This window comes from Actinoallomurus sp. CA-142502 (assembly GCF_050936355.1).
GTDB lineage: Bacteria > Actinomycetota > Actinomycetes > Streptosporangiales > Streptosporangiaceae > Actinoallomurus > Actinoallomurus iriomotensis.
Window position 1 is genome coordinate 6067368 of record NZ_JBNJMY010000001.1, and the last position, 24273, is coordinate 6091640.

Below are 24273 nucleotides of genomic sequence, written 5' to 3' on the forward strand. Positions count from 1 at the left end.
GCGCCCACCGAGCCGCTTCAGACCAGGTCGGGCCGCTTCCACTCCTCCCCCAGGACGTGCTGGGCGAGGAAGGCGAACACGGTCTCGTACCAGATCGTGGCGTTGCCGGGCGCGAGGATCCAGTGGTTCTCGTCCGGGTAGTAGAGGAACTTCGCCTCCACGTCGTGCCGGATCAGGTCCCACCACAGCCGCAGGGCGTTGGCGATCGGCACCCGGTAGTCGCGGTCGCCGTGGATGACCAGCATCGGCGTACGGATGTTCGCGACGTGCCGCGCCGGATCGTTGGCGGCCCAGCGGTCGGGCCGCTCGGCCGGGTCGCCGAACTCGCGGATGAAGTAGTACGCCTCGTCGGAGGTGAGGAAGTTCTCGACCGGCCAGGCGCTGGCGTGCGTGACGAGCGCCTTGAAGCGATCGGTGTGCCCGGCGATCCAGTTGGCCATGTACCCGCCGTACGAGCCGCCCATGACGGCGGTGCGGTCGGCGTCGACGTCGTCGCGGGCGACCGCGGCGTCGGTGATCCTCATCAGGTCGTCGTACGCGGGCTCCGCCCAGCAGCCGTGCCCGCGGCGGACGAAGTCCTGCCCGTAGCCGAGCGACAGCGCCGGATCGGGCAGCAGGACGGCGTACCCGCGCGCGGCCATCAGCCACCAGTTCCACCGCCACGCCCAGGGGCTCCAGCTGGCGTAAGGTCCGCCGTGCGGCCACAGCAGCAGCGGCGCCGGCGACGTCGCGGACGCGTCGTCCGGCAGCACCAGCCAGCCGCGGAGCGGCGCGCCGTCGGCGGCCGTCGCCGTGACCTCGGTGACGGTCCCGGGCAGCTCCGGCACGTCCCAGAGCCGCAGCCGCTCCGGCTCCCGCGCCGGTCCGTCCGCGTCCAGCCGGACCGGCGCCTGAGGCGCGTCGATGGCCGACCGCACGGCGTACACATGCCGCCCGTCCGGGGAGACGTCCACGAGGTCGTACGCGCCGTCGTCGCCGCTCAGCCGGGTGACCTCGCCCGTCGCGACCTCGACGCGGAAGACCGGCGCGCGGCCCTGGTCGTACGCGGCGAAGTAGACGGAGCGCCCATCCGGCGACCAGATCGGGTCGTACGGCCAGCGGTCGAGGTCCGGCGTCAGGTCACGGCCCTCACCGCCCTCGATCGGTACGATCCACAACGTCTCGTCGGGTGGCTCCTCCAGGTCGCCGTGACGCTCGCGCACGCAGACCACGTGGCGGCCGTCCGGTGAGACGACCGGGCGGAGGAAGTCGAACCCCTCGGCGCCCGCGAGCCGGCGCCGCTTCCCCGTCGCCCTGTCGAGCGCGACGAGTTCGGAGCGGCGGTCACCGCGCGGGCCCGCCAGCCACCATCCGGTGACGACCGTCGCGCCGTCCGGGGTGACGGCGAAAGACTGCCCGGCCAGCGCCTGGCCCGGCTCCGGCGTGAGGTCGCGCGGCGTCCCGAGCCCGGACCCGTCCGGCGCGGGCGGCGCCGCCGCGAACAGCCGTCGCTCGGCGGGCCCGAGGTGACGGTCCCAGTCACGGATCGGGAGAGTCTCGTGCAGGATGGCGGTGACGCCGGCCGCCTTACGCCGCTCGGCACGCGCGTCGTCGCCGCCGGGCAGCACCGGCGCCGCGAACACCACGGTGCCGCTGTCGCGCGCGACGGCGAAGTCCTCGATACCGCCGGGATGGTCCGCGACCCGCCACGGCTCGCCGCCCTCGGCGGGCAGCAGCCACAGCCGCTGGACCTCTTCCTCTCCGGCGCCGCCGGCGTCCGTACGGGCGGAGGTGAACAGCAGGGACCCGTCGGGCAGGAACGCGGGCCGCCCTTCCCCCGCCTCCGAACGCGTCAGCCGGCGCGGCTCGGCCACGCCCGCCGGGTCGACCTCCCACAACGCCGTCCGGTACTTCTTGCCGTCGGCGGTCAGGATCCGCACGACCGCGACGAGACGCCGCCCGTCCCCCGACAGCCGCAGGGTGAGAACCCTGGGTAGCGCCATGTAGTCCGCGAGATCGTGGAACGGCGTCACATCGTCTCCCTCGTCGCCCGGTCCGGCCCGTGAGCCGAGCGTATCCAGCGCGCCTATCGGCCGGCTGCCACGCCGCCACGCGTGAAGCCGTCCCCGGGATGAGCCGGTCAGTGCGGCGGCAGGTGCCGGACCGCCTCGGTGGCGAGGGCGCGGGAGGCGGGGGCGGGGTCGCCGGTGGTGCTCTGGACCTGTACGCAGAAGACCGCGTTGCTGACCCGCACGTACGTCCGGCAGTCCGCGTGGTTGCCGGGCTGCCGCATCACACAGGCGACGAACGCCTCGTCCCCGATGGAGGCCGGCGTGATCCTCTTCCCGGGTTCGTCGGCCTGCTGGCGGCGGATGTCGAACTTCTCATGACCGTCCGCGGCCGTCGGCACGCCGCCGGTGTCATGGGCGACCCCTTCCACGAAGACGATGACGTGGTTCGCCACCTGCTTCGGGTCGAGCTCCGCGTCCCATTCGCAGAAGTCGTCGGTCTCGCTCTTACCCGCGGCGGCACCCGGCACGTACGCGTGGATCTGCTGCACGGTGAGCAGCGAGCAGGCCGTCAGCTCATGGGTGAACCGGCCACGCGGCTTCGAACCGCCCGACAGGGTGATGCCGACGGCGACTCCCACCGCTGCCAGCACGACCGCGGCGACGATGATGAGCGGAACGCGGCGTCCGCGCGCCCGCGGTCTCGGAGCAGGCCGGAGATGCTGACCGGGCGGGGGGAACGGCGGGTGGTCGTACGGGCCCGGAGGAGGCGGAGGCGGCTGCATCGGCTCCCTTACTGTCGATCGAGTGGCCGGAGCGTAGCGAAGATCTCTGGCCGCTCACCGGGCCGTGGTCTCCCAGGAGGCGGGGACGATCACCCAGAGGGCCTCGGCGGCCTCGTCCGGGTCCGGGTTGCGCCACGTGTGGGGCTCGCGGCCGGAGAAGGTCATCGTGTCGCCCGTCTCCAGGAGTTCCGCCGACCGGGAGAACACCAGCTCCAGCCGGCCGCGCACCACGTGCACGACCTCCACCTCGCAGTCGAGGGTGTAGAGCTCCTCGCCGCCCGTGCCGCCGGGGTCGATCACCGAGCGCACGAGCTGGAGCCGTCCCTGGCCGCGCGGGGTCAGCAGGCGTTCGTCCGCGCCCGGGCCGGCGAGCTGGATGTACGGCGCCTCCGCGCCGCGTACGACGTCGGTCTTGGGGGTGACGAACAGCTCCCCGACCGGCAGCGACAGCGCCGCGCACACGGTCACCAGGGTCGACACGCTCGGCGAGGTCATGTCGCGCTCGATGCGGCTAATGAACCCCTTGGTCAGGCCCGTGCTCCGCGCCACCTGGTCGATCGTCAGGCCCTGCCGCCGCCGGGCGTCGCGCAGGCGGGCCCCGATGCGCAGGTCCTGCTGGCCGGCGGCGATCGGCACTGATCTCATGGAGCCCTCTTCGTCAGGCGCCCGGTGCGGGCGGCGGGTGGTCGCGGACGGCGAGCCACCGCCCAGGGCCCGCCGGAGGACGATCGTCTCACGCTCACCGGCCGCCGCAAGTGTTTCTTGGTAGGAAACCAAAGTTGCCCTACAGTTATCTTGCCCGCCCGAGCCGTCCACGGAGGGAGCTGCCGTGCACGTTCGCCGCATCGTCGACTTGTCGGTGCCACTGTCGGAGTCCACGCAGGTCTACCCCGGGGATCCGGTGCCGCGGATCGAGCCCGCGGCCACCATCGAGGCGGACGGCTTCAACCTGCTGAGCCTGCGACTCGGATCCCAGACCGGCACGCACGTCGACGCGCCGTACCACTTCCGCGCGGACGGCGCCCGCATCGACGAGATGGACCTGTCGCTCTTCGCCGGGGAGGGCGCCGTCATCGACGTCACCGGCCTGGCGCCGCGCGCCCGCATCACCTGGGCGGCGATCGCCCCGGCGGCCGGCCTGCTGCGGCCCGGGGTGATCGCGCTGCTGCACACCGGCTGGGCGACCCGGTACGGAACGCCGGCCTACTTCGACCATCCGTTCCTCGACGCGGACGCCTGCCGCCGGATGCTCGACCTGGGCGTACGGACCTTCCTCCTCGACTTCCCCAACATCGACGAGACCCCGGACGCCGCGCATCCCGGCGAGGGCTTCCCGGCCCACCGGCTGATCGCGGCAGCGGGCGGCGTGATCGGGGAGAACCTGCGCGGCTTCGAGCGGATCGACTTCACGCCGTTCGTCTCGTGTCTCCCGCTGCGCCTCGCGGGCGCCGACGGCGCGCCGGTACGCGCCGTCGCCATGGACCTGGCCCCTCCCATCCGATGACTGCGCCCCTGCCCGGCGTAGCCTCGGCACTATCGACCGATCGGAGAGTCATGACCGAGCGAAGCGAGGGAATCAAAAGGCGCGGCCCAGTGGTCACTCCCCCCGACGAAGGAGGACTTATGACCGGTATTGAGCAGCGTCGAATTCTCAACACGGCGATTCCCGGCCCGCGTTCGGCCGCGCTGCAGGCGCGGAAGAACGCCGCGGTCTCGGCCGGCGTCTCGACCGGGCTGCCGGTCTACGTCGAGCGGGCGGGCGGCGGCATCCTGGTCGACGCCGACGGCAACCAGCTGATCGACTTCGGCTCCGGCATCGCCGTGACCACGGTGGGCAACGCCGCGCCCCGCGTGGTCGAGCGGGTTCAGGCGCAGGTCGCCGACTTCACCCACACCTGCTTCATGATCACGCCGTACGCGGAGTACGTCGAGGTGGCGGAGGCCCTGGCCGAGCTGACGCCCGGCGACCACGAGAAGCGCTCGGCGCTGTTCAACTCCGGCGCCGAGGCGGTGGAGAACGCCGTGAAGATCGCGCGGTCGGCCACCGGGCGGCAGGCCGTCGTCGCCTTCGAGCACGCCTACCACGGCCGCACCAACCTGACGATGAGCCTCACCGCGAAGAACATGCCCTACAAGCACCGCTTCGGGCCGTTCGCGGGTGAGATCTACCGCGTGCCGATGGCCTATCCGTACCGCTGGCCGACCGGTCCGGACAACTGCGCCGAGGAGGCGTTCGCGCAGTTCACCAGCCAGGTGCACACGCAGATCGGCGAGGAGAACACCGCCGCGGTCATCATCGAGCCGATCCAGGGCGAGGGCGGGTTCGTCGTGCCGCCGGACGGGTTCCTCACGCGCGTCGCGGACTGGTGCCGCGACAACGGCGTCCTGCTGATCGCCGACGAGATCCAGACCGGCTTCTGCCGTACCGGCGACTGGTTCGCGTGCGACCACGAGGGCGTGGTGCCCGACCTGATCACCACCGCGAAGGGCATCGCCGGCGGCCTGCCGCTCGCGGCCGTGACCGGGCGGGCCGAGGTGATGGACGCCGTGCACCCCGGCGGCCTGGGCGGCACCTACGGCGGCAACCCGGTGGCCTGCGCGGCGGCGCTCGGCGCGATCGAGACGATGAAGACCGAGGACCTTCCGCGGCGCGCCCGCGCCGTCGAGGCGCTCTTCCTGCCGCGGCTGCGCGACCTGGCCGCCAAGTACTCCCAGATCGGCGACGTACGCGGCCGCGGCGCGATGCTCGCGGTCGAACTCGTGTCGGACCCGGCCGCCAAGACCCCGGACCCGGCGCTCACGGCAGCGGTGAACAAGGCCTGCCACGCGGAGGGCCTCGTCACCCTGACCGCCGGCACGTACGGCAACGTCCTGCGCTTCCTCCCGCCGCTGTCCTCCCCCGACCACCTGCTCACCGAGGGCCTGGACATCCTCGAGGGCGCCTTCGCGGCGACCGTCTGAGCCACCCGTCCCCGACTCAAGCGAGGTTCTCCGTCATGTCCGACGTCACGCCCTTCCTCCTGTCCGGCACGCCCACCACCGGAGACGACACCCTCGAGGTGACCTCGCCATGGGACGGCTCGGTCGTGGGCGAGGTCTCCGTCCCCACCGACGCCCAGGTGGAACAGGCCGTCGCCGACCTGCACGCCGTACGGCACGAGGCCCAGGCCACGCCCGCGCACGTACGCGCCGGGGCCCTCGACCACATCTCCTCCCGCCTGTCCGAACGCGCCGAGGAGATCGCGGCGCTGATCACGGCGGAGAACGGCAAGCCGCTGGTCTGGTCGCGCGGCGAGGTCACCCGTGCCGTGTCGACGTTCCGGTGGGCCGCCGAGGAGACCCGCCGTTTCGCCGGCGACCTGCAGCGGCTCGACACCGACGCCGCCGCGACCGGGCGGATGGCGGTCGTCCGCCGCTTCCCGCGCGGTCCCGTCCTGGGCATCGCGCCGTTCAACTTCCCGCTGAACCTGGTCGCGCACAAGGTGGCGCCGGCCATCGCCGTCGGCGCGCCCATCCTCGTCAAGCCGGCGCCGGCCACGCCCCTGAGCGCGCTGCTGCTCGGTGAGATCATCGCCGAGACGGACCTGCCGCCGCGGATGGTCTCGGTGCTGCCGGTCCCGAACGACAAGATGTCCTCGCTCGTCACCGACCCCCGGCTGCCGGTCGTCTCCTTCACCGGTTCCGGCCCGGTCGGCTGGTCGCTGCGGGAACAGGCGCCGGGCAAGCACATCACGCTGGAGCTCGGCGGCGACGCCGCGGTGATCGTCACCGCCGACTGGCCGGACCTGCCCGCGGCGGCCTCGCGGATCGCGCTGTTCGCCAACTACCAGGCCGGTCAGTCGTGCATCGCCGTCCAGCGGGTCCTGGTCCAGGCCGACATCTACGACACGTTCGTCCCCGAGCTCGTGGCGGCGGTCGAGGCGCTGCCCACCGGCGACCCGTCGGCCGACGGCGTCCAGGTCGGCCCGGTGATCAACGACGCGGCGGCCGAGCGGATCACGAGCTGGGTCGCGGAGGCCGCCGAGGCGGGCGCCTCCGTGCTCACCGGCGGCACCCGCGAGGGCCGTACCGTCGCGCCGACGGTCCTGGCGGACGTGCCCGGCGGCACGAAGATCGCCGAGGAGGAGGTGTTCGGCCCGGTGCTGTCCGTGGCGCGCTTCGGCGACCTCGACGAGGCGTTCGCGACGGTCAACTCCTCCCAGTACGGGCTGCAGGCCGGCATCTTCACCACCGATGTGCGGGTCGCGTTCCGCGCTCACCGCGACCTCGAGGTCGGCGGAGTGATCGTCGGGGACGTGCCGAGCTACCGCGCCGACCAGATGCCCTACGGCGGCTGGAAGCAGTCCGGCGTCGGCCGCGAGGGCCTGCGGTCGGCGATGAACGACCTCACCGAGGAGCGGGTGATGGTCCTGACCGGACTCGATCTCTGACGGCCTCGCCGGGGCGGGGGGCGGCCGATCGGATGCGCCCCCGCGTCTCAGCTCGTTGAGATAGGGCAACATAGCCGACATGCCCGCACCACTGACTCGCACGGAGGCGCAGGACCGCGCTCGGCTGCTGAACGTCCACTCCTACACCGTGCACCTCGACCTCACGCGAGGCGAAGAGGTGTTCGGCTCGACCACGGTGATCCGCTTCGGCTGTGCCGAGCCCGGCGCCACGACGTTCGCCGAGCTGCGGCCCGCGCGTCTGCGCCGGCTCACGCTCAACGGCGCCGACCTGGACCCCGCGTCGTTCGACGACGGCCGCCTGCCGCTGGCGGACCTGGCCGCCGACAACGAACTGCGCGTCGAGGCGGACATGTACTACACCCGTACGGGCGAGGGCATGCACCGGTTCACCGACCCGGCCGACGGGGAGGTCTACGTCTACACGCAGTGCGCACCGGACGAGGCGGACCGGGTCTTCGCGTGCTTCGACCAGCCCGACCTCAAGGCGGTCCTGGAGATCTCGGTGACCGCGCCCCCGCACTGGACGGTGGTGAGCAACGGCGCCGGCGAGCGCACCGAGGACGGGCGCTGGGAGTTCGCCCCGACGCCGCCGATCAGCACGTACCTCGCCGCCGTCGTCGGCGGGCCGATGCACTCGGTGCGCGCCGAGCACGACGGCGTGCCGCTCGGCCTCCACTGCCGGCGCTCGCTCGCCCCCTACCTCGACGCCGAGGAGATCTTCGACATCACCCGGCGCAGCCTCGACCGGTACCACGACCTGTTCGACGAGCGGTACCCGTTCGGCAAGTACGACCAGGCCTTCGTGCCCGAGTTCAACTTCGGCGCGATGGAGAACCCGGGCTGTGTGACCTTCCGCGACGATCTCCTGTTCCGTTCGGCCGTCACCGACACCGAACGCGAGACGCGGGCCATCGTGATCGCGCACGAGATGGCGCACATGTGGTTCGGCGACCTGGTCACCATGCGGTGGTGGGACGACCTGTGGCTCAACGAGTCCTTCGCCGAGTACATGGGTCACCAGGTGATCTCCGAGGTCAGCCGCTTCACCACGACCTGGACCGGGTTCGCTATCAGACGCAAGGCCTGGGGCTACGACGCCGACCAGCGCCCCTCCACCCACCCGGTCGCCGCCCAGGGCCTGGAGGACACGGCGACGGCGCGGGTGGCCTTCGACGGGATCTCCTACGCCAAGGGCGCCTCCGTCCTGCGGCAGCTCGTCGCCTGGCTCGGCGAGGAGGCCTTCCTCGCGGGCGTCAACGCCCACTTCGCCCGGCACCGGTTCGGCAACGCCGACCTGAACGACCTGCTCGACGCCCTCGCGGGTGCCGCACCCGACCGCGACGTCCGCTCCTGGGCCGAGCGATGGCTGCGGAGCAGCGGCGTGGACACCCTCCGCGCCGAGATCGAGGAGCAGGACGGCGCCGTCGTCTCCGCCGGGATCGCGCACACCGGTACGCCCGGCGCGCCTTCCTCCGCGCGCCCCCACCGGATCTTCGTCGGCCTCTACGACCGGGCGGCCGGCGACGGCGGGTACCGCCTGACGCGGCGCGACCGGATCGGCGTCGACCTGCCCGCCGGCGGCGCGGACCGTACGGCGCTGCCCGGGCTCGCGGGCGCCGCGCGGCCCGACCTGCTGGTGATCAATGACGACGACCTCAGCTACGCGAAGGTACGGCCGGACCTGCGGTCCTGGGAGACCGTGGCCGCGGGGCTGTCCGCGATCGAGGATCAGCTGACCCGCGCGGTGCTGTGGAACACCGCCCGTGACATGGTCCGCGACGGCGAACTGCCGACCGCCGACTTCCTCGCGCTCGTCGAGACCCACCTGCCGGCCGAACCCGTCGTGTCCGTGGTCGAGGCGATGCTCGCGTTCGCCCGCGAGCAGATCGCCGACCGCTACCTGGTCCCCGAGCGGCGCTCGGCGGCGATCGCCACCCTCGCCGAGGTCTGCCGCCGGATCATCCGGACCACGGACGACGATCCCGGCATCCGGCTGGCCGCCGTACGGGGCCTGATCCGGTGCTCGTCGACGCCGGACGACGTGGCGGCGTTGCGGGAATGGCTGCGCGCCGAACGGGTGCCCGGCGGGCCGGACCTCGATCCGGAGCTTCGGTGGAAGGCGCTGCTTCAGCTCTCCGCGCTCGGCGAGGTGAGCGAGCAGGAGATCGCCGAAGAGCTGGCGCGCGACCCGAGCGCGACCGGCTGCCTGGGCGCGGCGCGCTGCGGCGCGGCGCTGCCGGGGCGGGACACCAAGGAACGCGCCTGGCAGCAGATGTTCACCGACGGCGCGCTGTCGAACCATCTGCTGATCGCGACCGCCGAGGGCTTCTGGCAGCCGGCGATGCCCGAGACGACCGACGGCTACGTGCGGCGCTACTTCGAGGAGGTCCCGGCGGCGGGGAAGCGCGGCCCGACGGTCGCGACCGTCCTGGGGCGGGTGCTCTTCCCCGCCCACGCGGCCACGGAGGAGACCGTACAGGCGGCGGAGCGGTGCCTGGAGGAGGACCTCATCCCCGCGCTGCACCGGGCTCTGGCCGACCAGCTCGACGATCTACGGCGAGCGGTGCGCATTCGGGAGTCGTGACGGCGACGCCGGCCGGGTGGCCGCGGAGCCCGCGGGCGGCGGCCTTCTCCCCCTGAAGGCCGCGACCCGCGGGCACCCGCCTTCCCGGCGGTCCGGGTCGGCTACGAACCCGGTCCGCGGGACACGGCCCTCGCATCGGCTGCCTGCGATGAATCCCCTGTTTCCATCCGGCGCGCGGGGCCGCTCCTGGTGGTCCTCACGGTGTGGGGCGGCGGTGCCGCGCATGGTGCGGCCCGCTCCCCAGCACGTGTCCATAGTGGCCCTGACCTGGGCTGTCAGGCAAAGACCGGCTTCTTCTGGGGCTCATATAATTTCTTCATGACGCTGCGGCAGTTCGAATATCTGATCGCGGTGGCCGAAGAACACTCCTTCACCCGGGCGGCCGAGCGGCTGCTCGTCTCCCAGCCGGCGCTGTCCCACCAGATCAAGGTGCTCGAGGACGAGATCGGCGGCCCGCTGCTGGACCGGCTCGCCCGTACGGTGGAGGTGACCGAACTCGGCGACGCCTTCCTGCCGCATGCCGTCGCCGCGGTGCGCAGCACCGACGAGGCGACGTGTGCGGCGCGCGCGGTCGGCCGGCTCTCCGGGGGCGAGCTTCGGGTCGCGACGCTGCGGTCGATCGCCCTCGGCATCATCCCGCAGGCCATCCGCGTGTGGCGGCACGAGCACCCGCGGGTACGGGTGAGGATCCGGGAGTTCGGCCACATCGACCTGCTGGCGGCGGAGATGCTGCACGGCGGCGCCGACGTCGGGATCGGACCGGCGCCGGCGGGCTGGACCGGCCGGTGCCGGATCCTGGGACTCGAGGAGTTCTTCGTGATACTGCCGTACGACGACCCGGAGCTGCGGAACTGCGGCGGGTCGATCGACCTGCGGCGGATGGCCGACCGCCCGTGGGTGCTGTACGCGCCCGAGTTCGGCCTGGCCTCGTTCGCCGGCGCCGCCTTCGCTCGCGCCGGCTTCACGCCGCGGGCGTCCGTCCGCACCCACCACACCGCGACCGCGGTCGAACTCGCGGCGGCCGGGCTCGGCCCCGCGCTCGTACCCGGCAACGTCATCGGCCCCGACTTCGAGCGCTGCACGATCCGTCCCGAGCCGCCGATCCACCGCGAACTGGTCGCCTTCACCCGCCAGTACGTCTCCCCGCCCGCGTCGGCGTTCATCGAGACGCTCGCCGAGCAGGCCACCCTGTGACGGGCGGGCGGGATGGCCGGATGAGGATGACGCGGCCCAAGCCGCGGCCGGGTGCCGCGGGGTAGTCTCGCATTCCGCGATCTTCAGGAAGGCGGTGCGGCCATGGTCGGCGAAGGCGTCGACGGCGTCGATCCGGAGACGCCCAACGTCGCCCGGATGTACGACTACTACCTCGGCGGCAAGGACAATTTCGCCGCCGACCGCGAGGCCGCCACGCGGATCATGAAGATCATGCCGCACGCCGCGGAGTGGGTCCGGTCCAATCGGGGCTTCCTGGCCCGGGCGGTACGGTTACTCGCCGAGTCGGGAATCCGGCAGTTCATCGACATCGGCACCGGCCTGCCCACCCAGGACAGCGTCCACCAGGTGGCCGGACGGATCGACCCCGAGTCGCGCGTGGTGTACGTGGACGTCGACCCCGTGGTGGTCTCCCACGGCCGCGCCCTGCTGGCGACCGACGAGCGGAGCACGGTGATCCGGGCCGACCTGCGCCGTCCGGACGACATCCTGAGCCATCCGGAGACGCGCGCACTGATCGACTTCGACCGCCCCGTCGGCGTACTGCTCGTGGCGGTGTTGCAGTTCGTCCCCGACGACCGCGAGGCCGCCGACATCGTCGCCCGGTTACGCGCCGCCCTGGCACCCGGCAGCCACCTGGTGATCTCCCATATCACCGCCGATGAGGTCGCCCCGGACGTCGTCGGCGAGGGTCGCGAGATCTACGCGACGACGTCTCTCGGCTCGATCACCCCGCGCTCACCGGCCCGGGTGGCGGCGTTCTTCGAGGGGCTGGAGCTGCTGGAACCCGGCCTGGTCGGAGTCGAACACTGGCGCGCCGAAGAGCCACCGTCCGGCGACCGCATACCACTCGGGTTCCTCGGCGCGGTCGCCCGCCGCTGAACGCCCGCCTTGCCGATCAGAAGGCCTCTCACCTGCGGACATACAATTTGCGCATGAGCTTCCGGCAGATGGAGTATCTGCTGGCCGTGGTCGAGGAAGGCTCCTTCACCCGCGCGGCGCAGCGGCTCTCCGTCTCCCAGCCCGCGCTGTCGCACCAGATTCGGGCGCTGGAGCGTTACGTCGGGTACCCGCTGCTCGAACGGCTGCCCGACGCCGTGCGCCTGACGCCGATGGGGCGCGCGTACCTGCCGCACGCGATCGCCGCGCTGCACAGCGCCGACGAGGCCGCGCACGTCGCCCGGCCTCGCGGCGAGATGACCCGGATCGGGCTGCGGATCGCCGCGCTGTACTCGATCGCGCTCGGCATCATCCCGCCGGCGATCCTGAAGTGGCGGCGGCGCTATCCGGACTCCCACGTCGAACTGCTGGAGTTCGGCAACAGCGCCGACCTGGCGAACCTCATGTCGGCGGGCGGCATCGACGTCGCCGTCAGCGCGGCGCCGCTGCACTGGGACGGCCCGGTGCGCACGCTCGGCAGGGAGGAACTCGTCGTGGTCCTCGCCAAGGACGACCCCGCCGCCGGCCACCGTCAGGTACGGCTGGCCGAGCTCGCGAGCCGCCCCTGGGTGCTGTACACGCCCGACAACGGGCTGGCGGGCGTGGTCGCCCAGGCCTGCTCGACGGCCGGGTTCATCGCCCGCCCCGCGGTGCACACCCACCACACCTCCACCGCGGTGCAGCTCGCCGCCGCCGGGCTGGGCCCGGCGCTGGTGCCGCGGAACATGATCGAGGCGGACTTCGGCGGCGTGCAGCTCGAACCGGACCCGCCGGTCCACCGCGAGCTGGTCGCCTTCACGACGACCGCCGAGGTGCCGCACATCTCGGCGTTCATCGACATCCTGGCCGAACACGGCGCCATCCGCTCACGGCGCCCCCTGGCGTCACCGGAGGCGGTAGAGGATCTCCCCGGCGTCGGGGACGACGAGGGTTTCGGGGTCGCGTGACCACTCCTCCACGTCGATCTCGGCCGGGTCGAGGTACGAGAGCGCCAGGTCACGTGTGGTGCGGGCGTCGATGCCGGTGGCGAGAGTGACCTCGATGCGGCAGCGCTCCTCACCCGTGGCCGGATCGTACGTGCCGCCGCCGCGCAGGTGCGTGGAGTGGGCCAATACGCCCCACGGCCGGTCCTCGTACCGGTCCCACTGCTTCACGAAGTAGTCGCGGCAGTGGTAGCCGACGGCGCGGATCGCCTCGCCGTGGGTGCGGCTCACCTCGGTGACGTGCGGCGCGTACAGCACCACCTGGCCTCCGTCGGCGACGACCGGCTCGACCTTGTACATGCCCTTCGCGGCGGTCCAGATCTCGTCGTAGCGACGCGACACCAGGGACAGCACCCGTTTGACCGGCGCGTCGAGGTACTTCACGTCGACCTGCGCGGTGATGTCCGCGGCGGCGGCCCAGGCGTCCCGGGTGTCCCCGTACGTGATCGCGTGCAGGTTCGACGTGCCGGACTCCACCACGAGCGAGAAACAGCGCAGCTCGCTGGGCACCTTCGCCGCCGCGCGGTCGATCAGCGCGCGCACCGGCGTCGTACCGCGCGTGCCGATGATCTCCGCGCTGGTGATCAGCGCGCCCAGCCAGTGCGACACGTCGATCACCTCCTGGCCCGCCACCCCGGGGAACAGGTACTTGTTGCCGCCCGAGAACCCCACGACCTCGTGCGGGAAGACGGGGCCGACGACGAGCGTGATGTCGCTTTCCACCACGGCTCGGTTGAGGCGTACCTCCACCGGGTCGGACAGCCGGCCGCCGGACAGCTCGGCCAGCTCCGCCCCGCTGATCACTCCGACCGAGGTGAGCATGCCGGGATCCCACCACTCGTGGTTACGGATGGTGACTCCGGGATAGCGCTCGGCCGCGAGGCCAGGCGGGTGGCCGAACAGGGCGGCGAGCTCCTCCTCGCTCATCGCCGGGTGGGTGCCCAGCGCGACCATGAAGGTCAACTCGGCGACGCGCCCGTGCAGGGCCGCGTGCACGCCGTCCAGGAGCATCGGCAACGGGCAGCTGCGGGTGGCGTCCGGCACCAGCACGCAGACCCTCTTGCCGGTGTACTCATCGTCCTCCAGCGACGAGCGGACGAACCGCTCGACGTCGGCGGCGTCCAGGACCTCCCGCGGCGAACCGAGGACACGGGCCATGGGCAAGCTCACCTCTCTTCGGCATCGGCATGTCCAGTATGTCGGTCACTGCCCAGACCTGTGACGCCGGTGACCCGGGAGAACGCGTGGGGCACGTGCGGCGCCGACGAGGACCGGCGCGACCCTCGTACGGCCGTCGCGCATCCCCGCCAGCCGGAAGATGTGGGTTACCGCTGGCAAGACCTGAAGATGGGTGCTGGCCGCGCTGACTTTCGGCCCTGGACCGGCGAAAGTGGATGCCGTAGTCGGAAGAGAAAGCGAGAGCTCCTCCGGGGCTCTCCACCGGTGGCCCCCCGGTCCAGATCCGACTGACCGCCCCCACGGTCACTGCGGTTGCGGGCCGCGGCGGACTCCCCCACCGCCGCGGCCCGCACAGCGCGCGAAGGAGCGGCGCCCCCCGTACGGCCGCGAAGGCGCCACGAGTCCAGAGCCGCGCCCTGTCCGGCCGCCGAATCCGTCCACCCGGACCCTGTCCAGGCGTTCATCGGCGCCTGACCGTCTCCTGCGCGGCGTCGCGTGCCAGAGCCACCGCCCCGTACGGCCGGCCGTCAGAGCACCGCGAGTCCAGAGCGGCCGCCTCCTTGCGAGCCTCCCGCGGCCGCATCCCCCACGGCACCTGCCGTAGGGCCTCCGACGCGAGTGAGCACCCTCAGCGCTCTGTCCAGGGGGAACACGTCGGCGAAGGCCGCCGAACCCGTCGAGCGGACCAAAACACCCCTTTTCGGCGCTGCGGATATGCGGCTAAAGACAGCCCATTAAGCAAATCTAATGCCTGCTCTAACGAATTAGGGGGATGACGCCGGGCAATTGCCGAAATAGATTGCCAGGGTCAAGCCCGAACGGGCGCGGGGGACGGCGGCTGAAGGAGGGGTGCCGACGTGGCAGAGATCATCGTCTCTTCGCGAGACGGCCCGGAGAGCGAACGCTGAACGTCACACACCGATGCCGCCGAGTGATCGGCGCGATCGGGCGGGAAACGCCGGCATCTCCGGCACCCGCCCGTGACCAGATCGGCTTGCCCCGGTAGCCCAATCAGGACGGAGGCAGCGGACTTAAAATCCGCGAAGTGTGGGTTCGAATCCCACCCGGGGTACTCACGGAATCGACGTCGGCACCGCCCGTGCCGGATCGCCGAGGCTTTCCCCAGGAACAAGGCGACGATCAGGCATTACAGCAGGTTCCGCACCATGCGCGAGTCTCGCGGCAACCGGTACAAGTGCCTGGCCCAGCCGGATACATCGGCTATTACCTCGCGACGAATGCCGACGGCTCTAACGGGAGAAAGGTCGCCTCTCATCCCCCGCCACCTCGGGCCCCTTCGCCCGGGGTCGACAGGGCGGCGCTCGCCAAGAGATCCGTACGACCACCGGGCGGGACGTCAAGCTCGGCAACCAGCACAGGGTCAGTCGGGCGGAAGGGAGGATGGGGGACGGTAGGCCACCTCGCCGGGCTCGGTGCGGCGGTGTACGAAGTCGAGCAGTTCGCGCTTGCGCGCGGCCAGCCGGCGGTGAGCCGCGACCCGCCGATAGTGCGCCTGGTCGGCTCGCTCCGGCCGGGCTCCGCCCTCGACCTCGTAGCCGTGGTCGCGCAGCAGGTCGCCGGCGACGGTCTCGCACAGGACGATCTCCGCCGTCGTCAGACGCGTGCGCCACGTGCCGGCGCGAGCAGTGGTGACCTCTTCGTGGGTACGGGAGTGCCAGACCTTGCGGCCGGGTACGGCGACGGCGGCGACGCGGCCCGGCTCGGACATCGCCGGGTCGTAGTCCTCGCCGAGGAACTCGCACAGCCCCTTGAGCTCGGTGGCCGGGTCGCCGATCAGGCGTTCGTAGTAGAGGCGGTAGTACGACTCCGGGCCGAGCGACCGCGCCGCGCGCTCCCCCGCCTCGATCGACTCCACCCAGGTCGCGAGCGCGTGGTGAGAGTCGTGTTTGTACCAGTCCATCTCCTTCAGCGACGCGACGCAGTCGCGGCCGTCGCGGATGAGCTGGACGATCTGCGCGTCGGGGAACAGGCGCCTCAGCGTGGGGATGTGCTGGAAGTACCCCGGCCGCTTGTCGCCCCAGCGGGGTTTGCCGAACCTCGCCGCGTACGCGCGCAGCACGATGCCCAGCGCGGAGCCGAGCGTGGGCGGCCCGGCGACGATCTGCTCGATGACCCGTTGCCCGTCCAGCCCCAGGTCCGCGAAGCGGGTCTGCTCGCGGTCGACGATCCAGCGGGCGAGCGCCAGGCGGTTGCCCGGGATGCGGAGATCGCCGAAGTCGGCGCGCGCGTCGTACGCGGGCAGCAGGAACCGCGTCTCCGGCGGGATGGCGATGCGCGGGTGGGCGTGCAGCATCAGTTGCAGCATGGTCGTTCCGGACCGTGGACAACCGACGACGAAGATGGGCCGCTCCGGCTGGGTCATCGCTTCACGGTAAAGAAAATTACTGAAAGTTGGTTGAGAATTTACCGAGAAGCTATTTTCTTTTATTGCCTATAGGTTTAGTGCGGCATCATCGGAACAACCACTCGAGGCGCGGCTCGACCGCCCACCGGAACACCCTTCGGACGGGATCGGTCATGAGCACCACCGCCAGCAGCACGCAGCCGAGCGTCAGCGCCGGCACCTGCCACCCGGAGATGCGGTAGTACCAGTCCTGGTAGGACAGGAAGAGCGTGACGAACCCGTGGAGCAGGTAGGCGTACATGGAGGCGGCGCCGAGCCTGCTGAACCACGTACGGCGGGCCGGGACGACGGCCAGGAAGGCCGCGGTGAGGATGCCCGCCGCCGCGAGCGCGAGCACGCGGAAGCCGACACCCGAGGGCGCGCCGACGCCGAGTTCGGCGAAACTGCGCCGCCAGTGCACCCACTCGGGGTCGAGGCTGGTCTCCAGGGCGTACGCCGCCACCGCCCCGGCGACGAGCGTCAGCGCCCCCGCGACCCGGACCGCCAGCCTTCTGAGCAGGGCGAAGTGGCGCGGCCCGAGGATCAGTCCGAGCACGAAGAACGGCAGGAACGACAGCACCTGCACCGCGTCGAGCATGCTGGGCAGGGTGACGAGCCCGGCGAACAGCCAGATCGCGACCGCCAGCCCGATCGCGATCGGGAACCGCAACTGCTGCCAGAGCGGCACGGAGAGCCGCCAGGCGAGCAGCGCGGGCAGGAACCATGTCAGGTAGTACGGTTCGAGCGGATCCCAGCGCATGTGCCGGCCCGCCAGCACCTCGGTGTAGACGACGTAGCCGGCGCTGAACAGGACGTACGGGACGACGATGGCGGCGACGAGCTTGCGGGTACGGCCACGGGAACGGCTGAATCCGCGGGAGAAATAGCCGCACATGACGATGAATACGGGGAGATGGAAGGCATAGATGAACGACTGCCCCGCCCCGAGCATTCGCCCGCCGACGGCCGCGCTGCGCAACGGCTCCCAGGCGTGCCCGACGACGACCAGAGCGACGGCGAGGAACTTGGCGTTGTCGAAGTAGGGATCCCGGCTCGCCGCGGTTTTCTGGGCGACTTTGTCGGCATTACCTGATTTATCCAGCCGGGCGGGATTCGCTTCACCGGACGGGGGTGGCTCCGGCGCCGCGAGTCCGTCCCTACGGTCAAGGCCGAGGACGGCGCCTTCACTCGCGCCGCCGGGACCACGTCGCCCGCCGTCCCCCGCCGCGCCGTGGCCGTCTCGTCCGGGCGGCGATCCGAAGAGGCCACGGTCACCGAAGCCAGGGTCCAGATCCGCAGCGGGCGTGACCCCGGCGCGACGTCCGGGCTCCAGCAGGGCACTCCGCCCGAGCGCGGCCTCCCGCCCGGCACTGCCCGCACCGGCGTCCTCCCCGCCACCGAGCCCGCCGACTTCGCCGACACCACGACCACCGCCGGCATCGGTCCCGCCGTCACCAGGACGGTCACCCGGGCCTGTCTCACCGGAGCGATCGGCAACTCCACCACGCCCGCGGTAAGCCTCCGCGTCGCCACCGACCGCCGACCCACCGACCGCCGAACGCCTTTTCGCCACCGAACCGCCTCCGGCCGCGGCGCGACCACCACCAGCCGAACCACCGCCGCCCGCAGCCTCGCCGCCGACGGCCGGCACCTCCCTCACCCCACGCGACCGCGCCGAGTGCTCCGGCCCGCCACCAGCCGAACCGCTCCCGCTCGCAGGCTCGCCGCCGGTCGCCAGGGGCGCCTGCCCCATCGGGTGTGACCGTGCCGAGCTCTCTGGCCGGGCATCGGTCGCCGGTCCACCGGCCATCGTCGAAACGCCGCCGTCCGCAGGTTCACCACCCGCGGGCGGGGGCGCCTCCCCCGGCTCCCGTGAGTACGCCGGGTGCTCCGGGCCACCGCCGGTCGCCGGTCCGCGTCCTGCCGTCGAGCCGCCGCCGGCCGCCGAATCGCGGTCTCCGCCTTCCGCCGTGGGCGGCTCGGTCTCCCGGCCCACCTCGCGGTCGCCGTCGTCGGTCGCCTTCTCCTGAGCCGTCACCGGACCACTCCCACCCTCACGCGCTTCACCCTTCCGCCGCTGCCGGTCGCACCGCGAGCACCGCCGCCCGCCATCCCATCACCGGGTAATGAGATCGGCCTGGGTCCAGGCTGAGAATCGCCACCACATCCGATCGTTCCCGGAGCGACACGGTCGCCGGTGCCCCTCGCCGGCGGGCCGGGGAGGGGCACGGCACGTCCGAGGTGCTCCGGGCAGCGGGCGGCCGTGGCCCGAAGTCGGGCCACGGCCGTCGTCGTCCGCGTCGCGGTCGGGGCCGGGCTCGGAGGCCGGGCCCTGACCGGCCGGCTCATCTTCGGGCATAGAACCCGGCGGTCGCCGCGACGCCCACCGCCGCCAGTACGACCTGGATGGCCAGTTCGATCCAGTCGATTCCGCTGGTGTCGGCCACACCGACCGCGCCCGCGATGGCGGTGCCGATCAACGCGGCGACGATGCCGATGACGATGGTCAGCCAGATCGGGATCGGCTGACGTCCTGGTACGACCAGCCGGCCCAGGGCACCGATGACCAGGCCGATGATGATCGCCATGACGATTCCGGTGACGTGCATATCGGGGGCTTCCTTTCGCTCGTAAGGACGCGCAGCCGTTCTGCCCTCGTTAGCCCGTCTTAAGCGGAAACCATCCCGCAAATCCGGCGGACCGGGCCACGGAGCACCGGACCGCACGAACATGACCGTCGTGACCAGCGAGAATCCGGCAGGAGCCCCGCAGCACGGGCAACGCGGCCGAGCCGGCCTCCCGTGAACACGCCGCCGGGGGCCGCGCGCACCCTGCGCGACCCCCGGCGGTGGCATCGACCGGTCAGCTCCCCCCGACCGCGTCGGCGACGGCACGGAACGCGGTCGCCAACTCGGCGAAGTGGCTCGAGTAGGTGAGGACGTCCTGGGACGTCTTCACGATCACCACGTGGTCGCGCGGGCTGACGTAGACGTTCTGGCCGAACACGCCGTTCGCGGTGTAGTCGCCCGGGGTGGGAGCGACCCACCACTGGCTGCCGTAGCCCCAGCCCGCCGAGTTGATCTGCCCCGGCTCGTTGATCGGGACGGTGACACGGGTGGAGTCGCGCACCCACCCGGCCGGTACGACCTGCTTCCCCTGAGCCTTGCCCTGGTTGAGGTAGAGCAGCCCGAAGCGGCCCAGGTCGCGCGTCGTCACGTGATAGCAGCAGTAGCCCAGGCCGTTGCCCGCCCAGTCCTTACCGAGATAGAGGGTGGACTTCATGCCCGCCGGCTTCCAGATCTTGTCCTGGACATAGGAGGCCAACGACTGCCCGGTGGCCTTGCTGAGCACCCAGGCGAGCACGAAGGAGTCCATGCTGTCGTAGTTCCACTTGGTGCCGGGAGGCCGTTCACTGACCGACTCTTTGGCGACGTCGGTCAACGGAGTGCCGAGGACCAGGCGCAGCTGGGCCGCCGTGGCGCCGGTGGTGAAATTGAAGTAATTCGACTCGTCCCATTTCACGCCGGACGCCATGTGGAGCACATCGATCAGCGGGACGCCGTCGTACCCGGTGCCCTTGAGTTCGGGCACGTAACGGGTGACGGGGTCGTCGACCGAACGGATTTTGCCCTCGTTGAGCGCCACGCCGATCGCGGCGGCCGTGATCGATTTTCCGACCGACCAGGAGTTGAACCGGCTGTCGGCGTTCTGCCCTTGGAAGTATCGCTCGTCGACGACCTTGTCGTCGTGCAGGACGAGGAAGCCGAGCGTCGAACTGCGCCGCAGGAAGTCGGTGATCGTGTGGCGTTGCCCCTGGTAGGTGTAGCTCACGTCCAGGGGCTTGCCCGTGCCGCTCAACCGCACCGGCGTGGACGACGGCTGCACGGGGGTGAGCGGGTAGTGGGGGATGTGGATGAGCGCGGGGAGCGAGAACTGCTCGGTCTCGGCCGCGACCCTCACATCGGTGGCCTTCGCGTGGCCCTCGGCCACGTCGGTGAGGGCCAGCGTGCCGACGGTCGCCATCACCGGAACCAGGAAAGCGGCGATCGTGACCTTACGGGGAAATGACATGGCGTAGATCGAAGCATCGCGAATTAATGGCGTCAATAGCGTTAATCGTTTTGACAATGGAGTTTAAGTGATCTGAAAAAATGAGGGCCGGGGCGGCACGAAGCCGCCCCGGCCCCCGGGGTTCGCGGAGTCAGCCGAGCTCGATGAGCAGGTCTCCGCCCTCGACCTGCTGTACCGCGCCGACCGCGAGGCGGCGGACCGTGCCGTCGCGCTGGGCGGTGATGGAGGCCTCCATCTTCATCGCCTCGATGGTCGCGACCGTCTGCCCGGCCGACACCGTGGCGCCCTCCTCCACCTGCAGCGTCACCACTCCGGCGAACGGCGCCGCGACGTGCCGGTCGTTGCCGCGCTCGGCCTTCTCGGCCGCCTTGACGTCGGTGGCGATGGACTCGTCGCGTACGCGGACCGGGCGCAGCTGGCCGTTCAGCGTCGTCAGCACCGTACGGTAGCCGCGCTCGTCGGCCTCGGAGATCGCCTCCAGCTCGATCAGCAGTGAGACGCCGTGCTCCAGCGTCACGGTGTGCTCGGTGTCGGGTTCGAGGCCGTAGAAGAAGTCCTTCGACGACAGCACCGACGTGTCGCCGTACACCTCGCGCCGGTGGGCGAACTCCTTCGCCGGTCCCGGGAACAGCAGCCGGTTCAGCGTGGCGCGGCGCGACTCGGCCAGCCCCCGCAGGTCGTCCTCGCTCAGGGGGGTCACCTGTGCGGCGGGCGGCCGGCCTTCGAGCGCCCGCGTGCGGAATGGTTCCGGCCAGCCTCCCGGCGGGACGCCGAGTTCGCCGCGCAGGAAGCCGATCACCGAGTCCGGCACGTCGAACTTGGCCGGGTCGGACTCGAAGTCGGCCGCGGTGACGCCCGCCCCGACCAGGTGCAGGGCCAGGTCGCCGACGACCTTGGAGGACGGCGTCACCTTGACCAGACGGCCCAGCATCCGGTCGGCGGCGGCGTAGCAGTCCTCGATCAGCTCGAACCGGTCGCCGAGGCCGAGCGCGATGGCCTGCTGCCGCAGGTTCGACAGCTGGCCGCCGGGGATCTCGTGGTGGTAGACGCGCCCGGTCGGCGAGGCCAGCCCCGACTCGAACGGCGCGTACACCTTGCGCACGGCCTCCCAGTACGGCTCCAGGTCGCCGACCGCCTGCAACGACAGGCCGGACGCCCGCGGCGTGTGGTCGGTGGCCGCGACCAGCGCGGACAGCGAGGGCTGCGAGGTCGTTCCGGCCATCGAGGCGACCGCCGCGTCCACGGCGTCCACCCCGGCGTCGATCGCGGTGATCAGCGTGGCGAGCTGACCGCCGGCGGTGTCGTGGGTGTGCAGGTGAACCGGCAGGTCGAAGCGCGACCGCAGCGCGGTCACAAGCGTGCGGGCGGCGGGCGGGCGCAGCAGCCCCGCCATGTCCTTGATCGCCAGGATGTGCGCGCCCGCCTCGACGATCTCCTCGGCGAGCCGCAGGTAGTAGTCGAGCGTGTAGAGAGTCTCCGATGGGTCGGACAGGTCGCCGGTGTAGCAGAGCGCCACCTCGGCGACGGCGGTGCCCGCGGCGCGTACGGCGTCGATCGCGGGGCGCATCTGCGAGACGTCGTTGAGCGCGTCGAAGATCCGGAAGATGTCCATCCCGGTCTCCGCGGCCTCGGCCACGAACGCGTCGGTGACCTCCGTCGGGTACGGCGTGTAGCCGACGGTGTTGCGGCCGCGCAGCAGCATCTGCGTGCAGATGTTCGGCACCGCCTCGCGCAGCGCGGCGAGCCGCTCCCACGGGTCCTCGGCCAGGAACCGCAACGCCACGTCGTACGTCGCGCCGCCCCAGCACTCCAGGCTGAGCAGCTCCGGCGCCGTACGGGCGATGTGCGGGGCGACCGCGAGCAGGTCACGGGTGCGGACCCGCGTGGCGAGCAGCGACTGGTGTGCGTCGCGGAACGTCGTGTCGGTGATCGCGACCGCGGACCGGGCCCGCAGCTCGGCGGCGAACCCCTCCGGCCCGAGGGCGGCCAGCCGCTGCCGCGACCCCTCCGGCGGCGCGTCCGTCAGGGACACGGCGGGCAGCTTGTCCGCCGGCTCGACCACCACCGGACGCGGTCCGTGCGGCCGGTTGACGGTCGTCTCGGCCAGGTGGCGCAGGACGCGGCTGCCGCGGTCGGCCGAGGGCCGGGCGTGCACGAGGTCCGGCCGGTCGTCGATGAAGGCGGTGGTGATCCGCCCGGCGCGGAAGTCGGGGTCGTCGAGCACCGCGCCGAGGAAGGGCAGGTTCGTGGCCACGCCGCGGATGCGGAACTCGGCGATCGCGCGGCGCGCCCGCCGGGCGGCGTTGGTGAAGTCGTGGCCGTGGCAGGTGAGCTTGACCAGCATCGAGTCGAAGTGCGGGGAGACCTCCGCACCGGTGTGCACGGTGCCGCCGTCGAGACGCACGCCGGGGCCGCCGGGCGAGCGGTACGCCGAGATAGTGCCCTTGTCGGGTCGGAAGCCGTTGGCCGGGTCCTCGGTGGTGATGCGGCACTGCAGCGCCGCGCCCGACAGCGTGATCACGTCCTGGGTCAGGCGCAGCTCGGGCAGGGTCCGGCCCGCGGCGATGCGCATCTGGGCGATGACCAGGTCACGGTCGGTGACCTGCTCGGTCACCGTGTGCTCGACCTGGATGCGCGGGTTCATCTCGATGAACACGTGCCGGCCGCGCTCGTCGAGGAGGAACTCCACGGTGCCGGCGTTGACGTAGCCGATGTGGCGGGCGAAGGCCACCGCGTCGGCGCAGATGCGGTCCCGCAGCGCGGGGTCGAGGTTCGGCGCGGGCGCGATCTCGATGACCTTCTGGTGCCGCCGCTGCATCGAGCAGTCGCGCTCGTACAGGTGCACGACGTTGCCCGCGGCGTCGGCGAGGATCTGCACCTCGATGTGGCGCGGGTTGACCACGGCCTGCTCCAGGAAGACCGTCGCGTCGCCGAACGCGGACGCGGCCTCGCGCATCGCCGCGTCGATCGACTCCCGCAGCTCGGCCGGCTCGGCCACCCGCCGCATGCCGCGTCCGCCGCCGCCGGCGACGGCCTTGACGAACACCGGGAAGCCGATGTCCTCGGCGGCGGCCAGGAGCGCGTCGACGTCCGTGGAGGGCGCTGAGGACCGCAGCACCGGGATGCCGGCCTCGCGCGCCGCCGCGACCGCCCGCGCCTTGTTGCCGGTCAGGTTCAGCACCGGCGCCGGCGGGCCGATGAACGTGATCCCCGCCTCGTCACAGGCGGCGGCGAGCTCGGGGTTCTCGGACAGGAAGCCGTACCCGGGATAGATCGCGTCGGCGCCGGCCGTACGCGCGGCCTTGATCACCTCGTCGACGGACAGGTAGGCGCGGACCGGGTGACCGGGCACGCCGATCTGGTACGACTCGTCCGCCTTGGCGCGGTGCAGCGAGTTGCGATCCTCGTACGGATAGACGGCGACGGTGGAGATTCCCAGTTCGAACGCGGCGCGAAACGCCCGTATCGCGATCTCGCCACGGTTGGCGACCAGGACCTTGCCGAACATCGAGCTCCCTCAGGTGGTCGTAGTCCCGCATCACATCGTCGTGGCGCCGGCCACGACGATTATCCATGGATGCGGACCGTGACCACAGGTCCGGGGAGCCGCGACGGTCATGACCGAGCGAAGCGAGGGAGTCAAAGACGCGGCCCCGTGGTCACTCCCTCCGACGCAG

General features: G+C 71.7%; 17 protein-coding genes and 1 tRNA gene. 9 read left to right on the forward strand and 9 right to left on the reverse strand.

What is annotated here, in order from left to right; genetic code table 11:
• Positions 1 to 17: 17 nt before the first annotated feature.
• From ACQEV1_RS28930 to ACQEV1_RS28940, 3 genes are all read right to left on the reverse strand, one after another.
• Positions 18 to 1982 (reverse strand): S9 family peptidase, encoded by a 1965-nt coding sequence (locus ACQEV1_RS28930; protein ID WP_433405992.1) that lies wholly within the window; start codon positions 1980 to 1982, stop codon positions 18 to 20.
• 137 nt (positions 1983 to 2119) lie between these two features.
• Positions 2120 to 2773 carry a hypothetical protein gene (locus tag ACQEV1_RS28935; protein WP_433397511.1) on the reverse strand — a complete coding sequence of 218 codons (654 nt, stop codon included), beginning with the start codon at positions 2771 to 2773 and terminating at the stop codon, positions 2120 to 2122.
• 54 nt (positions 2774 to 2827) lie between these two features.
• Positions 2828 to 3418, reverse strand: coding sequence for a helix-turn-helix domain-containing protein (locus ACQEV1_RS28940; RefSeq protein WP_285634522.1), 591 nt, complete (start codon positions 3416 to 3418; stop codon positions 2828 to 2830).
• A 184-nt stretch (positions 3419 to 3602) separates the two neighbouring features.
• Here ACQEV1_RS28940 and ACQEV1_RS28945 point away from each other — a divergent pair, with 184 nt between their 5' ends.
• The 7 genes from ACQEV1_RS28945 to ACQEV1_RS28975 all read left to right on the forward strand — a co-directional run bounded on the left by ACQEV1_RS28945 (position 3603) and on the right by ACQEV1_RS28975 (position 12906).
• Positions 3603 to 4277 carry a cyclase family protein gene (locus ACQEV1_RS28945; RefSeq protein WP_433397513.1) on the forward strand — a complete coding sequence of 225 codons (675 nt, stop codon included), beginning with the start codon at positions 3603 to 3605 and terminating at the stop codon, positions 4275 to 4277.
• 119 nt (positions 4278 to 4396) lie between these two features.
• A complete protein-coding gene (gene gabT / locus ACQEV1_RS28950) occupies positions 4397 to 5734 on the forward strand; it encodes a 4-aminobutyrate--2-oxoglutarate transaminase (protein WP_433397515.1) in 1338 nt (445 codons plus the stop codon).
• Between the two features lie 35 nt (positions 5735 to 5769).
• Positions 5770 to 7203, forward strand: a complete 1434-nt coding sequence (locus tag ACQEV1_RS28955; RefSeq protein ID WP_285634530.1) for an aldehyde dehydrogenase family protein — start codon at positions 5770 to 5772, stop codon at positions 7201 to 7203.
• A 79-nt stretch (positions 7204 to 7282) separates the two neighbouring features.
• Complete coding sequence (gene pepN / locus ACQEV1_RS28960; protein ID WP_433397517.1) at positions 7283 to 9808, forward strand: aminopeptidase N; 2526 nt, start codon at positions 7283 to 7285, stop codon at positions 9806 to 9808.
• 318 nt (positions 9809 to 10126) lie between these two features.
• The gene (locus ACQEV1_RS28965) at positions 10127 to 11002 is read left to right on the forward strand and encodes a LysR family transcriptional regulator (protein WP_433397519.1); all 876 of its coding nucleotides are present in this window, start codon (positions 10127 to 10129) and stop codon (positions 11000 to 11002) included.
• A 102-nt stretch (positions 11003 to 11104) separates the two neighbouring features.
• Positions 11105 to 11902 (forward strand): SAM-dependent methyltransferase, encoded by a 798-nt coding sequence (locus tag ACQEV1_RS28970; protein ID WP_433397521.1) that lies wholly within the window; start codon positions 11105 to 11107, stop codon positions 11900 to 11902.
• Positions 11903 to 11955: 53 nt separating this feature from the next.
• The gene (locus ACQEV1_RS28975) at positions 11956 to 12906 is read left to right on the forward strand and encodes a LysR family transcriptional regulator (protein WP_433397522.1); all 951 of its coding nucleotides are present in this window, start codon (positions 11956 to 11958) and stop codon (positions 12904 to 12906) included.
• Here ACQEV1_RS28975 and ACQEV1_RS28980 read toward each other — a convergent pair.
• The gene (locus tag ACQEV1_RS28980) at positions 12844 to 14100 is read right to left on the reverse strand and encodes a lactate racemase domain-containing protein (RefSeq protein WP_433397524.1); all 1257 of its coding nucleotides are present in this window, start codon (positions 14098 to 14100) and stop codon (positions 12844 to 12846) included. The two genes, ACQEV1_RS28975 and ACQEV1_RS28980, sit on opposite strands and share 63 nt — an antisense overlap.
• A gap of 1017 nt (positions 14101 to 15117) precedes the next feature.
• On the opposite strand from ACQEV1_RS28980, the gene ACQEV1_RS28985 reads away from it, so the two are divergent.
• Positions 15118 to 15193, forward strand: a tRNA-Leu gene (locus ACQEV1_RS28985).
• Positions 15194 to 15502: 309 nt separating this feature from the next.
• On the opposite strand, the gene ACQEV1_RS28990 is transcribed toward ACQEV1_RS28985, so the two are convergent.
• Together ACQEV1_RS28990 and ACQEV1_RS28995 are read right to left on the reverse strand one after the other, a co-directional pair.
• Positions 15503 to 16504 (reverse strand): sulfotransferase family protein, encoded by a 1002-nt coding sequence (locus ACQEV1_RS28990; protein ID WP_285634547.1) that lies wholly within the window; start codon positions 16502 to 16504, stop codon positions 15503 to 15505.
• An 88-nt stretch (positions 16505 to 16592) separates the two neighbouring features.
• Complete coding sequence (locus ACQEV1_RS28995) at positions 16593 to 17627, reverse strand: acyltransferase family protein (protein ID WP_433405993.1); 1035 nt, start codon at positions 17625 to 17627, stop codon at positions 16593 to 16595.
• Between the two features lie 129 nt (positions 17628 to 17756).
• Here ACQEV1_RS28995 and ACQEV1_RS29000 point away from each other — a divergent pair, with 129 nt between their 5' ends.
• Positions 17757 to 18287 (forward strand): hypothetical protein, encoded by a 531-nt coding sequence (locus ACQEV1_RS29000; RefSeq protein WP_433406196.1) that lies wholly within the window; start codon positions 17757 to 17759, stop codon positions 18285 to 18287.
• Between the two features lie 583 nt (positions 18288 to 18870).
• Here ACQEV1_RS29000 and ACQEV1_RS29005 read toward each other — a convergent pair.
• From ACQEV1_RS29005 to ACQEV1_RS29015, 3 genes are all read right to left on the reverse strand, one after another.
• Complete coding sequence (locus ACQEV1_RS29005) at positions 18871 to 19134, reverse strand: GlsB/YeaQ/YmgE family stress response membrane protein (RefSeq protein WP_285578499.1); 264 nt, start codon at positions 19132 to 19134, stop codon at positions 18871 to 18873.
• Between the two features lie 253 nt (positions 19135 to 19387).
• Positions 19388 to 20596 (reverse strand): serine hydrolase domain-containing protein, encoded by a 1209-nt coding sequence (locus ACQEV1_RS29010; protein ID WP_433397527.1) that lies wholly within the window; start codon positions 20594 to 20596, stop codon positions 19388 to 19390.
• 130 nt (positions 20597 to 20726) lie between these two features.
• The gene (locus tag ACQEV1_RS29015) at positions 20727 to 24104 is read right to left on the reverse strand and encodes a pyruvate carboxylase (protein ID WP_285634553.1); all 3378 of its coding nucleotides are present in this window, start codon (positions 24102 to 24104) and stop codon (positions 20727 to 20729) included.
• Between the last annotated feature and the right edge of the window lie 169 nt (positions 24105 to 24273).